Origin of the sequence: Gottfriedia acidiceleris (assembly GCF_023115465.1) — a bacterium.
In the GTDB taxonomy this organism is placed as follows: Bacteria; Bacillota; Bacilli; order Bacillales; family Bacillaceae_G; genus Gottfriedia; species Gottfriedia acidiceleris_B.
In genome coordinates this window covers 1,189,464-1,202,123 of sequence record NZ_CP096034.1, presented here as the reverse complement: position 1 = coordinate 1,202,123, position 12,660 = coordinate 1,189,464, and the positions used below count along the sequence as shown (strand labels likewise).

The 12,660-nt window shown below is 33.8% G+C and carries 12 protein-coding genes; all 12 read right to left on the bottom strand.

Annotation, left to right across the window (positions count from 1 at the left end):
- Positions 1 to 69 precede the first annotated feature (69 nt).
- The 12 genes from MY490_RS05660 to MY490_RS05605 all read right to left on the bottom strand — a co-directional run bounded on the left by MY490_RS05660 (position 70) and on the right by MY490_RS05605 (position 12,568).
- Positions 70 to 1,002, bottom strand: coding sequence for a peptidase U32 family protein (locus MY490_RS05660; protein ID WP_248268350.1), 933 nt, complete (start codon positions 1,000 to 1,002; stop codon positions 70 to 72).
- The gene (locus tag MY490_RS05655; RefSeq protein WP_248268349.1) at positions 995 to 1,654 is read right to left on the bottom strand and encodes an O-methyltransferase; all 660 of its coding nucleotides are present in this window, start codon (positions 1,652 to 1,654) and stop codon (positions 995 to 997) included. The genes MY490_RS05660 and MY490_RS05655 overlap by 8 nt, the downstream gene beginning before the upstream one ends.
- 357 nt (positions 1,655 to 2,011) lie before the next feature.
- Positions 2,012 to 3,046: an endolytic transglycosylase MltG gene (gene mltG / locus MY490_RS05650; RefSeq protein ID WP_348983793.1), complete on the bottom strand. Its 1,035-nt coding sequence runs from the start codon at positions 3,044 to 3,046 to the stop codon at positions 2,012 to 2,014.
- A gap of 180 nt (positions 3,047 to 3,226) precedes the next feature.
- Complete coding sequence (locus tag MY490_RS05645) at positions 3,227 to 3,517, bottom strand: DUF1292 domain-containing protein (RefSeq protein ID WP_248268347.1); 291 nt, start codon at positions 3,515 to 3,517, stop codon at positions 3,227 to 3,229.
- 114 nt (positions 3,518 to 3,631) lie between these two features.
- Positions 3,632 to 4,048: a Holliday junction resolvase RuvX gene (gene ruvX / locus MY490_RS05640; RefSeq protein ID WP_248268346.1), complete on the bottom strand. Its 417-nt coding sequence runs from the start codon at positions 4,046 to 4,048 to the stop codon at positions 3,632 to 3,634.
- A gap of 3 nt (positions 4,049 to 4,051) precedes the next feature.
- Positions 4,052 to 4,318 (bottom strand): IreB family regulatory phosphoprotein, encoded by a 267-nt coding sequence (locus tag MY490_RS05635; protein ID WP_056472706.1) that lies wholly within the window; start codon positions 4,316 to 4,318, stop codon positions 4,052 to 4,054.
- Positions 4,319 to 4,431: 113 nt separating this feature from the next.
- The gene (gene alaS, locus MY490_RS05630; RefSeq protein ID WP_248268345.1) at positions 4,432 to 7,083 is read right to left on the bottom strand and encodes an alanine--tRNA ligase; all 2,652 of its coding nucleotides are present in this window, start codon (positions 7,081 to 7,083) and stop codon (positions 4,432 to 4,434) included.
- Positions 7,084 to 7,439: 356 nt separating this feature from the next.
- Positions 7,440 to 8,507, bottom strand: coding sequence for an AI-2E family transporter (locus MY490_RS05625; protein WP_248268344.1), 1,068 nt, complete (start codon positions 8,505 to 8,507; stop codon positions 7,440 to 7,442).
- Between the two features lie 557 nt (positions 8,508 to 9,064).
- Positions 9,065 to 9,199 carry a DUF3918 family protein gene (locus MY490_RS05620; RefSeq protein ID WP_248268343.1) on the bottom strand — a complete coding sequence of 45 codons (135 nt, stop codon included), beginning with the start codon at positions 9,197 to 9,199 and terminating at the stop codon, positions 9,065 to 9,067.
- A gap of 13 nt (positions 9,200 to 9,212) precedes the next feature.
- Positions 9,213 to 9,401 carry a hypothetical protein gene (locus MY490_RS05615; RefSeq protein WP_248268342.1) on the bottom strand — a complete coding sequence of 63 codons (189 nt, stop codon included), beginning with the start codon at positions 9,399 to 9,401 and terminating at the stop codon, positions 9,213 to 9,215.
- Between the two features lie 112 nt (positions 9,402 to 9,513).
- Positions 9,514 to 11,871 carry an SF1B family DNA helicase RecD2 gene (recD2, locus tag MY490_RS05610; protein ID WP_248268341.1) on the bottom strand — a complete coding sequence of 786 codons (2,358 nt, stop codon included), beginning with the start codon at positions 11,869 to 11,871 and terminating at the stop codon, positions 9,514 to 9,516.
- Positions 11,872 to 11,908: 37 nt separating this feature from the next.
- Positions 11,909 to 12,568, bottom strand: coding sequence for a tetratricopeptide repeat protein (locus tag MY490_RS05605; protein WP_248268340.1), 660 nt, complete (start codon positions 12,566 to 12,568; stop codon positions 11,909 to 11,911).
- Positions 12,569 to 12,660: the final 92 nt, after the last annotated feature.

Below are 12,660 nucleotides of genomic sequence, written 5' to 3'. Positions count from 1 at the left end.
AATACAGTTAAGGTACAAGGTTCTAGTTCTAGAATTCCCTGGCTTTCCTGCTTTTCCATCATAACTCTATTAATACACTGTTTCTTTAAAGAAGAATCCTGTGTCCAGTGGTCTGTTTACAGGTTGGATTGCTTCGATTTTGTCGAAAAGTTCGTCTTTGATTTCTTCGTAAGCTTTACGGTCTTCTACACATAGGTCTATAGCTTGTCTGTATAGTTTTGTTACTTCAATGATATATTCTGAAGATTTTAAGACACCGTCAATTTTGAATGAATCAATACCTGCATCAACTAATTCTTCTAACTCATTAACAAGACAAATATCATTTGGACTCATAATATGAGTTCCATTTTGGTCTTCAAAAATTGGATATTTATTATTACGCTCGTGGTCAACTAAGAACATATTTTCTTCATATTTCTTTTGCTCAACGATTTCTAAATTTTTTCCTTGGTATTCAAAGTAGTTCCCAACAAGTGAACGTTTTGATTGGAACATAGCCGTCATTCCATGTACTTGTACTTCGATTTCTACTTTAGCATTTTCTTTAATTTCAGCGACAGCCTCAAAGCTTAATTCCCTAGCTAATACCGCACGTTTTGACCCACGTTTACCCCAGTAATTACAAGTAAACCAGTTTGTAGCCGTTGTTTCTGTATTCCAATGTAATTGCATTTTAGGTGCAATCGCACGTACTGACATAAGAACTGCAGGATCTCCGAATACAATAGCATCCACATTTGCGTCTCTTAAAAAAGCAATATAATCTTCAATTTCATCAAGAATTTCATTATGGTAAACGCCATTCATCGCTACATATACTTTTACATTTTTTTTATGTGCAATTTCTACTGCTTCTTTTACAGCTTCACGATTAAATTCACCCGCTAAGCGTAATCCAAAACGTTGTTCACCAATAATTACTGCGTCTGCTCCAGCATCAGCTAATTTATCTATATCATTTAGGTTTGTTGGCGTAACTAATAATTCAGGCTTAATCATTATTAACTCCCCTTTTCTTACTAATAGCAACTCCATCACCAATTGGTATAATTGTCGAATCATACTTAGGGTGATTCATTAGCCATTCATTGTAATTTTGAATCTTTTTTATTAAAGCTTTCTTTCGTCGATCATCAACTAAATCCGCACTTTCAGCAACTTGGCCTTTAAATAAAACATTATCTGAAATGATAACACCTCTGTCCGATAGTAAAGGCTCATATAATTCAAAAAATCGTTTATACTGAGCTTTAGCTGCGTCGATAAAAATAACATCAAATCGTCTGTTCTCAGGCAACTTTTCTTTTAAAAGTAAAGCATCACCTTCTAAAAGTAGAATTCGATTACTGTAATCACTTCGCTCAATAAATTCTTTTGCTTTTCGAATTCTCTCTGCGTTTCGCTCCATTGTAACAATCTTCACATTTGGAAACTCTTTTGCCATTCGAATACTTGAATAACCTATCGCACTACCAATTTCAAGAATGGAAGTTGGCTGTATTAAATAAAGTAAACCAAGCATAAATTCCATGCCTGCTTTATCCATGATCGGCACGTGATGCTCAAATGCATATGATTCCATTTCTTCTATAAAAGGTTCTCTATGTTTATAAAAATTCGCCAAGTATTGACGAACTAAAACGTCATTCATTGCTTATAAAGCCTCCAATAGAAATACAACCTTGTCAAAAAACAAGGTGTAAGTAAAATTTCTGTGTATCTTTAATTTTTTTAGACCCGTAATATTCTAACATAAAAAAAAGACCCTTGGCTAGTACCAAGAATAGTTGCAACGCTTTCACTATTTTTTAATTTACAAAATTCCTCAGTAGACTCTTTATTCTACTGAGGAATTTAATATTTGCACTTTAAAAATTATAAATTGTCAGCAAGTAGATTACTCGACGTGGTTGCTTATTTTAGGAATAAAGTATAAGTGCAACTACGTCTTCGCCTTAAAGGATTTCACTTGACGAGTTTTCTATAATATACAAGTATTTCCAACTTTTTATTTTATATGCTTTTCTTTTTCTGTATTGTGCTCAGCTAACGATTTTGTAAAGATTACTTTACCTGTTTTATCAGCAAGGAAATATAAATAATCTGATTTAGCAGGCTCAAGAGCAGCTACTATACTATCAACGCCAGCACTTGCGATTGGTCCTACCGGTAACCCTTTAACATAATAAGTATTATAAGGAGATTTAACTTCTAAATCTTTATATAAAACACGTTCTTTATGTTTACCCAGTGCATACAAAACTGTTGGATCCGTTTGTAATGGCATTCCTATTTTTAGTCGATTATAAAATACACTTGAAATTAACTTTCGATCGGTTGTACCGGTTGCTTCTTCCTCAATTAACGAGGCCATTGTTAATGTCTGATGAGGCGTAAGTTTTTTGTTACTCATTTCTGCTTTATATTGATCTAAAATTTTCACTGTTTCATTTAGCATCGGTGTAATAATTTCCTCTAAGCTCGGAGTAAAATCCCCATACATATAAGTTGATGGATATAAGTACCCTTCTAACGGATAGCGTATTCCAGGTTTAAAAACATCATTCGTTATTAATTGAGGAAACTTTTTTTGTAGCCCCTGAATAAATGCTTTATCATTCAACTGTTTTAGTACAGCTGCTTGATCTAATTTAAATTCTTTTGCAATAGTCGCTGCGATTTCGTTAATTTGAGAACCTTCAGGAATCATTAAATCCTTTACAGCAACCTGATATTTACCACCTACTTGTAAGTGGTTTACAATTGTAGCAACCCCTTGGTTTTCGCTAAAATGATAATTCCCTGATTTTAGACTAGCTTTGTTATGCAACTTCACATATAGTTTAAAAATTGATGTATTTTTTATTAAGTTTTTCTTTTTAAAAATTGCTGCAATATTATCAACAGAGCTTCCTTCAGGAATTGTTACTAATTTAATTTGTTTATTTGCTGAATTAACAGGTTTTAACATATATTGATAAGTTGCAAACCCCGCTCCAACTACGACAATACAAGCAATCATAAAATATGTAAAAATAAGCATACCTTTGCTTTTTTTATTTGTATTCTTGTATCCATTTTTATCAAAATCATTAAATGACAAACTTATCTACCTCCTTTTCCACGTTATAGTATACTACAAATATGTGCTAAATCGGCAATTTTCAACATAAAAAAATGCTAAACACTTTTATAAGTGCTTAGCATTTTTAATACAGAGATATTATTCTGCTTCTTCTTCGTCAAAGAAAGTGTTTAATACTTCTTCAACCATTTCCCACTCTTCGTCTGATTCGATTGGATATAACTCTCCATCTTCACCATCTTCTGCAGGAATGAAGCTAGATGCATGGTAGATTGGGTCTCCATCTTCATCAAACTCTTGTCCAACTGGACTATAAATTACATATGATTTACCGTAATCATCTGATTCGAAAGTCATGATAATATTACAAAGAATCTCATTACCTTCCTCATCGATGATTGTAATTTGTCTGTCTTCACCGTGTTCCATTTATATCACCTCAATTATTTTAATCCTTATATGTATAAGTGAATAGTTGGAGGGGCCGCCTAATAAGATCTACTGTAAATACTCTTATTGTCGACCAATCTCCAATCTTCTTTATCACTTTATACTATCTAAGTAGTTTTGTAAAATAACTACTGCTGCCATTTTATCGATTACTTGTTTTCTTTTCTTACGACTTACGTCAGCAGAGATTAGAAAACGTTCGGCAGCCATTGTTGAAAGTCTTTCATCCCATAGTATAACCGGAAGTTTGAATTCTTCTTCAAGCATTTTTCCAAAACGCGTACAAGCTTCTCCGCGTTCTCCAATACTTCCGTTCATATTTTTAGGTAAGCCTACAACTATTTTTTCGATTTCGTAGCTGTCGATGATTTCTTTTAGTCGGTCTAGTCCAAATTTCTGACGTTCTTCATCAATTTTGACTGTCTCAAGACCTTGAGCTGTCCAACCAAGAGCATCACTTACAGCTACACCAATTGTTTTAGTACCTACATCTAGCCCAAGTGCTCTCATTAATTATTCTCCACGATGTTGTTGTAAGTAAGATTTAACTAATTCCTCAATGATTTCATCACGTTCTAATTTTTTCATCATACTTCTTGCGTCATTGTGACGAGGAATGTATGCAGGATCACCTGATAATAAGTATCCTACTATTTGATTGATTGGATTATAGCCTTTTTCTTGTAACGCGTCATGAACCTTTAACAAAACTTCATTAACTCGTATATCTTGACCTTCATCTTGCAAACTAAACTTCATCGTTTTATCAAATGAATCCATACAAAGCACCCCACTTATCCGTATATTTTTAGCTAATTACATTGTACCATTTTTATTACACAGTTACGAATCAGCTAAAAATTTTATTTCTGTTATTGTACACGATTTTGGTATTATTTTGAAATCGTATTCATCCATTTTTCAACAAAAGCAACAGCCTCGTCTAATTTCGAAGGATCTTTACCGCCAGCTTGAGCCATATCAGGACGGCCTCCGCCTCCTCCGCCACAAATTGTAGCAGCTTCTTTTATTAGATTACCTGCATGATATCCTTGACCGACTAAATCTTTTGTAACACCAGCAATTAAGTTTACTTTACCTTCATTAGCAGAACCAAGTAATACAACAACAGAACCAATTTTATTTTTAAGGTCATCAACCATTGTGCGAAGACTATTCATATCTGCTCCATTTACTTTAGCAGCAACGAATTTTACTCCATTTACTTCTTTTACGTTATTACTAATATTTCCTGCTTCAATATTACTTAATTTTGAAGAAAGTGATTCATTCTCTTTTTGTACCTGTTTTAAATCTGATTGTAAAGTTTCAATACGAGCAACAACGTCTTTCGTATTTGATTTTAATAGGCTAGCTGCCTCTTTTAATTGACCAATTTGTTCTTGCATATATTCGTAAGCTGCTTTGCCAGTTACTGCTTCAATACGGCGCGTACCAGCTCCAATTCCTGACTCAGAAATTATTTTAAATGTACCGATTGATGCTGTGTTATCAACATGACATCCACCACATAGCTCAAGACTATAATCTCCAACTTGTACTACTCGTACTACATCACCATATTTTTCACCGAATAATGCCATTGCTCCCATTGCTTTTGCTTCAGCAATTGCTTTTTCAGAAATTTGAACTGGAATACTTTCCCAAATTTTTTCATTCACAATTTTTTCAATTATTTCAAGTTCTTCAGACGTTACTTGACCGAAATGTGAGAAGTCAAAACGTAAGCGTTCTTGATTTACTAATGAACCAGCTTGATTTACATGAGTTCCAAGTACATCCTTTAATGCTTGGTGTAATAAGTGAGTAGCTGTGTGGTTCTTTACAATACTTGAACGGTTAGCTTTATTAATTGTTGATTCAACCTTAGCACCTACTGATAACGCACCTTCAACAACTTTCACTCGATGTAAATTTTGTCCGTTTGGAGCTTTTTGAACATCAAGCACTTCTACCTTTAAACCAGGAGCAGTTAACGTTCCACGGTCTGCAATTTGACCTCCACTTTCAGCGTAGAAAGGAGTTACATCAAGAATTAAATGAGCTTCTTCTCCATTTGCTACATCTTCAACTTTTTCTCCGTCTTGTACAAGAACAAGAATTGTAGATTCAACCGAACCTTGGCTATAACCTACAAAAGCTGAAGTTTCCTTGATTTCACGAAGTGCTTCACTTTGTACCTGCATTGAGTCAACATCTTGTCTTGCAGAACGAGCACGCTCACGTTGTTTTTCCATTTCAACTTCGAAACCGTCATGATCAACTGTTAATCCTTCTTCTTCTGCGTATTCTTCTGTTAATTCAATCGGGAATCCATAAGTGTCATAAAGACGGAAAACATCTTCACCTTTAATTACAGTACTTCCTTTAGCTTTTGCATCCTTCATTACATTTGTAAGAAGTGATAATCCTTCATGTAATGTTTCATGGAAACGCTCTTCCTCATTTTTAATTACTTTTTGAATGAACGGTACTTTTTCTTTTACATTTGGATAGTAGCTTTCCATGATTTCTGCAACCACTGGAACAAGTTCAAACATAAATGGACGTTCAATACCTAGTTTTTTAGCAAAACGAACTGCACGACGGATTAATCGACGTAATACATATCCGCGACCTTCATTTGAAGGAAGAGCCCCATCTGCAACAGCAAAAGATACTGTACGTATATGGTCAGCAATTACTTTAAAAGCAGTATCTTGATCTAATTGTCCATTTCGATATTTTTGACCAGAAATTGTTTCAACAACATTGATAATTGGCATAAATAAATCAGTGTCAAAGTTTGTGTCTACTTCTTGTAGGACACTTGCCATACGTTCTAAGCCCATACCAGTATCAATGTTTTTATTTGGTAATTCAGGGTATTCTTTGCGGTCTAAACCATCTTTTGAATTAAATTGAGAGAATACAATATTCCAAATTTCTAAATATCGATCATTTTCTAAATCCTCTTTTAATAATTTAATTCCAATGTTTTCTGGATCATATTTCAATCCACGATCATAGAAAATCTCTGTACATGGTCCACATGGTCCTTCACCAATTTCCCAGAAGTTACCTTCTAAAAGGATAATATGCTCAGGATCTAATCCTAATTTAATCCATAAATCATACGTTTCTTTATCTTCAGGATAAACAGTAACGTATAATTTTTCTTTTTCAAAACCAAACCATTCAGATGAAGTTAAAAGCTCCCAACCCCATGTTACAGCTTCTTCACGGAAATAATCTCCGATTGAGAAATTACCTAGCATTTCAAAAAATGTATGGTGACGAGCTGTTTTCCCAACATTCTCAATATCATTTGTTCGAATTGATTTTTGTGAATTTGTTATCCTTGGATTCTCTGGAATTACTCGACCATCAAAATATTTTTTTAATGTTGCCACACCACTATTAATCCATAATAAAGTTGGATCTTCTACTGGTACTAAAGATGCGCTTGGCTCAATAGAGTGACCTTTTTCTTTAAAGAAATCTAAGTACATTTGGCGAATTTGAGCAGCAGTTAGCTTTTTCATTATATTAACCTCCATTTAGTAATTTTATAATGTTTTAAAAACAAAAAAATCCCGTCCCTAAAACAGGGACGAGATGTACTCGCGATACCACCCTGATTATGAATAGAAAGCTAGTTGCTTAGGCAAGATGCCTCGAAGTCTATTCATCACCTCAAGAGACCGTAACGTGGTCTGACGCGTCAGTGATTAGCTGCATTCAGGAGTAGCTTTTCTGTCACCCTTCATTAAAGTTTCTTTCAGCCTAGGAAACTTCTCTCTTTTGCATAAGCTTAAATGGTTTAGTGACATACTTGTTCCTTCAAAATTTTGCAAATATAAATTGTATGAAAAAATAGTATCATTGACAAAAATGAAAGTCAAGTTGAGAGACGTTCTTTTCTATTACTGTAATAGTGAATAACAGAAATAATGACAACTAATAATGGAACCGCAATTAACAAACCAATAAAACCAGCTATTTCACCTGCAACTAATAATGAAAACATAATAATAACTGGATGAGTATGAATTGATTTTCCAATTATGAGCGGAGAAAGGACGTTACCTTCAATTAATTGTAAAATAATTAAAGTAATACCTACTCTAATTAATAAACTTGTCCCTTCCGAAGCCGCTAGAAACAAGGTTGGTATAGCTCCAATAACCGGTCCGAAATACGGAATGATATCTGTTATTCCTATGATCACTCCTAATACTAGAGCATATTTCATCCGAACAATCCATAGAAATATTGTTGCTAATCCAAACAGTAATAAACAAACTAAAATTTGACCACGAATATATTTTCCAAATGTATTATTAAGTTCTTTTGCTAATCCTTTTGCTTCATATCGCCATTTGTAAGGGATAATTTTCCAAAACATATTCGATAAGACCTTATAATCTTTTAAAAAGTAAAAAACGATAAATGGAATGATAAAGAGTGAAATAATATTATTTACTAATTGCTTCATCCATTCACCAGATTTATTTAATAATGATAATCCCGATTTTTCAGCACCATTAATCATTAAATCAATACGATTATGAAGAAAAATTGGCATTCTCGAAGTCTTTCGTTCGATTTTTGATAAAAAATTATCATATAAAGCCATTACTTTAGGAAAAGCTCTTAAAATATCTTGCCACTGTTGTTTAAAGATAGGGAGTAATAAATAAAGCCCTAGTACACACCCTCCAAAAAATAATAAATAAATCAATAAAATCGCAATTACTCGTTTTATCCCTTTATTATGAATATATTCAATTGCTGGATGTAACAAATAGGCAATGATTAAACCAATCAAAAATGGAACCATCGATTTTAAAACACCAATTACAATATGTAAATAAACCGGTTTTAAATAATAAAAAACGATTCCAACTAAACCAATTAGCAAAATTAAACATAATCGATATATCCATTTTAACTTTAAACCGTCCATAAAAAACCTCCATACTGATAATAGTATGGAGAATTTCAAATAAATTATGTGACTCGTTAAAAATTTTGCGAAGTCTTCTCTCTTAACAACATTCAATACACATTTGGTCTCTACACCAATTTTCATGTAAGCTAATTTCTCTTGTGCACGCCTTAACCTGTATTTGACACTTTTGCTCCAGCAAAAACAAAGTCCTTTTTCAACTCATAAAAAGCAATTTTTAAAATTTCAACTTTAGAAGTGTAACTACTTCCAAATGAATACATTTTCACAAACATCACTTCATAATTATAAAACCACAATAGCAAATAAGGTATGTTTAAAATATTATGACGTTTTTACGAATTTATATATATTTACATCAACTGTTGAAAGTTGGAGCGAATGTTGCTCGACTCCAAAGGATATGGGGAAGTCTTGAGACCCCGTAGTGCTTGATGGAAAGCGAGCACTCTGTAGTGAAAATGACCTCACTCGACTCCTTTTACAAAAAACTGAATATTACCCTTTTTCGGTAGTAAAAAAGCACATGTCTCTATAGACATGTGCTAAAAAAATTAAAGCATTTTTTTCAATGACTTTTTCATCCGTTTCATATTCTTTGAAGTAAGCCATTTGTTATCGTACATTAACTTCATCGCAAGTGCACCTGCACCTAAACCTAAACCTAATAAAGAGCTTTTTCTAGCCATCAATTACCCACTCCTACATACTAAGTTTTCGATCCTCTTCGTCAAATAAATCATCTAACGAACTTAACGTACCATCTTCTTCAACTTGGTGGGTATAAATCATACCTTTATTGATTGTAAGTTCAATATAACATCCCCAACAATAATATTGATTTACACCTATTTTCCCTAAGTCTTTACTGTGACAATTTGGACAATTCACAACGCTCGCTCCCTTAGCCTAAAAAAGGCAATGTTTCTAAGCATTGTGACCAAATTTTCATAATTATATACGTTATTACAGGAATCGTCTTGCACTATATATTCTTAGTCATTTACATGAAATCATAAGGTGAAAGATTTGGTAATTCGTCTGAAAGCTGAAATGGTAAATCTTCGTTTAGTTGTACTTCACCATTTTCAATCCCTTTTAGTTTCATACATAGAGTAGTTTGTCTTTGACCATCATCTGTTCTTCCAATGCCTTGAATAAATGCATCTTGTTCTCCGCACATGATTAAGAACTTCTTACTTCTTGTCACTGCAGTGTAAATTAAATTTCTTCGAAGCATCCGATAATAACTTTTGACAATCGGAAGCACAATAATATCAAATTCACTACCTTGAGACTTATGTATTGAACAACAGTAAGCAAGAGTTAATTGAGAAAAATCTGGTCTAGTATACGTCACTTCATTTCCATCAAATGAAACGATCATAATATCTTGTTGCTCTACATTTTCTTTGGCGAAAAAAATATTGACAATTTCACCCATATCTCCATTAAAAACATTATTCTCAGGAACGTTTACGAGTTGGAGAACTTTATCACCTGTACGAAAAGTTGTATCACCAAAATTCATTTCACGTTGCTTTTCTTTTTTAGGGTTAAACACCTCTTGTAGCCCTTCATTTAGGGCATCAATTCCTGCTGGACCACGATACATCGGAGCTAAAACTTGAATATCTCTTACAGGAAAACCTTTTTTATTGGCGTTTTCACACACTTTTTTGACGACTTCAACAACTTGTTGACTTGAACAACCGATGAATGAACGATCTTTTCTTTGTTCAAATAAATCCTCGGATATTGTTCCATCTTTTATATAATGTGCAAGCGTGATGATCGATGAATCTTCTGATTGACGGTAAATGTCTTTTAATCGTACTGTTGGAACTGTACCAGAGTTTAATAAATCCTTTAAGACCTGACCTGGGCCAACAGAAGGTAATTGATCCTCATCCCCTACAAAAATGACTTGGCAGCCTTCTGGAATGCTTTTGAGTAATTGATTCCCTAACCAAACATCAACCATTGAAAACTCATCAATGATTAGCAACTTTCCATTTAAAGGATTTTCCTCGTGATGGCTAAACTCCCCTTCTCTTGTCCAACCGAGTAAGCGATGGATTGTCACTGCCGGTAAGCCAGTTGCTTCACTCATTCTTTTTGCCGCTCTACCTGTAGGTGCTGCAAGCAAATAAGGGAATGGATCATCTTTTGGGTAAGAATGCTGATCTAATGATAAATCATGGATAGTTGAAAACAGATTAACAATTCCTTTAATAACTGTCGTTTTACCTGTCCCTGGTCCACCTGTAAGGACCATCATAGCTGACTCCATTGCCTTTTTGATTGCTTGGGCTTGTGAAGGGGCATATTTTACATTCATTTTTGATTCGAGATCTTCTAGCTCTTTTGAAAATCTAGTTTCAGTCATTTCTCCTAAATCTGGAGCACTGCTTAATAATTTTTGGATTGCATTTACAATGCCTTTCTCAGCATAATAAAGCGCAGCTAAATAGATTCTCTCATCTTCCATTACTAGCTTTCCGTCTGCTACCAATCGTTTCATTTCCCGAGAAATGTCGACTGCTTCGACAAGCTCTTTATCCTGTTTCATTAATAATTGTCTAGTTTCATCAATAAACTGATCTTGCGTTATATACACATGGCCTTCTTGCATCGATAAATGTTCTAAAATATAAATACAACCCGCACGTATACGATCCGGATGATTTCCCGTAATACCGATTGCTCGACCAATTTCATCTGCTCTTCCAAACCCAATCCCATCTACATCTTCAATTAACTTAAATGGATTTGTTCTGATAACATCTAGAGTTGATTCATTATAAGTCTTATAAATTTTAATGGATAAACCTGTTCCAATGCCGTAGCTACTTAAAAAGCTGATTACTTTTTCAAGACCTTGATGAGATAGAATTGTTTCATAAATTTCTTTAGCTTTTGATTTTGCCAGCCCGGGAACACCTTCTAAGCTATCAGCATTATCTAAAATTTTATTAATTGCACCTTCACCTAAATGATCAACGATTTTTTCAGCTGTTTTCTTTCCTATTCCTTTAAACAAATCTGAGGATAAATATTGAATAACACCTTTTTTGGTAGATGGAAGCTCTTTTTCAAATGAAGAAATTTGAAATTGTTTACCATACCTCGGATGGTCTTTTACAATCCCCTTAAATGTATATGTTTCATCTTCATTCATCCTTGGAATATTCCCAGTAATGGTCATTTCCTGTTCACAATTTGATAAATTTGTATCAACCACTTTTACCTTCGCAACAGTATAAAAATTTTCTGCATTATAAAAGATGATTGTTGTGATATGCCCTTTAATATAGGGCGTCTCATCAACAAACAATTCCATTTCACTTTGGGTTTGCATTTCTCCACCTCCCCGATCTTACACAACTAAACTGGCTTCATTCTACTTCTTTATTTTCAATTACTTTTATAGCATGCATAGCAAGCATATGATCATCTTGACTTTCAATCGCTTTATTAAAATGGTCTTTCGCAGTTGTAACTTGATCATTAAACATCGCAATTATGCCTAGATTATAATGTGCATCAGCATGAAGTTCATCTAATTGTAAAACTTTTTCTAAATTAATTTTTGCTTCATCTAACATTTCTAATTTAGCTAAAGTAAGGCCATATTGGAATAATGCGTCTACATCTTTATCATCTAGCTCAATCGCTCGTTGAAAAAATGGAAGTGCAAAACGATCTTCTCCACTATTAACACAGCATAGACCAATCATAAAATAGACATCACTATCATTCATGCCAAGTTTCACACAATGTTGAAAATGTTTTTTTGCTAATTCAAATTTTCCATCTTCAAAATACACTGTTCCAACTGCATAATGCGCTGCTGCCAATTCCGGATCAATTTCTAAAGCTTTTTCAAAAAAACGACAAGCTCGTTCGACATCTCCCATTGATAGTAAAAGCTGACCAAAATTAACATACGCTAATGAATTAGTAGGATTTTCTTCAATTTCCTTTGTCAAAAAATTAGCTGCATCCTCTAAGTTACCCTCTTGCAGGGCTGCTACTCCACGTTCAAAATTATTCATGTATGACACCTCTATGTATTTTCTTTCAATTAGTTTGGATAGACTCCATTTTCTATAACACTATCACACCATAGTATACATTTCAAAGGAAC

Coding starts and splice junctions, on each gene's coding strand:
- MY490_RS05660 (WP_248268350.1), bottom strand. CDS start 1,002: ATGATTAAGCCTGAATTATTAGTTACGCCAACAAACCTAAATGATATA.
- MY490_RS05655 (WP_248268349.1), bottom strand. CDS start 1,654: ATGAATGACGTTTTAGTTCGTCAATACTTGGCGAATTTTTATAAACAT.
- mltG (WP_348983793.1), bottom strand. CDS start 3,046: ATGCTTATTTTTACATATTTTATGATTGCTTGTATTGTCGTAGTTGGA.
- MY490_RS05645 (WP_248268347.1), bottom strand. CDS start 3,517: ATGGAACACGGTGAAGACAGACAAATTACAATCATCGATGAGGAAGGT.
- ruvX (WP_248268346.1), bottom strand. CDS start 4,048: ATGAGAGCACTTGGGCTAGATGTAGGTACTAAAACAATTGGTGTAGCT.
- MY490_RS05635 (WP_056472706.1), bottom strand. CDS start 4,318: ATGGATTCATTTGATAAAACGATGAAGTTTAGTTTGCAAGATGAAGGT.
- alaS (WP_248268345.1), bottom strand. CDS start 7,083: ATGAAAAAGCTAACTGCTGCTCAAATTCGCCAAATGTACTTAGATTTC.
- MY490_RS05625 (WP_248268344.1), bottom strand. CDS start 8,507: ATGGACGGTTTAAAGTTAAAATGGATATATCGATTATGTTTAATTTTG.
- MY490_RS05620 (WP_248268343.1), bottom strand. CDS start 9,199: ATGGCTAGAAAAAGCTCTTTATTAGGTTTAGGTTTAGGTGCAGGTGCA.
- recD2 (WP_248268341.1), bottom strand. CDS start 11,871: ATGCAAACCCAAAGTGAAATGGAATTGTTTGTTGATGAGACGCCCTAT.
- MY490_RS05605 (WP_248268340.1), bottom strand. CDS start 12,568: ATGAATAATTTTGAACGTGGAGTAGCAGCCCTGCAAGAGGGTAACTTA.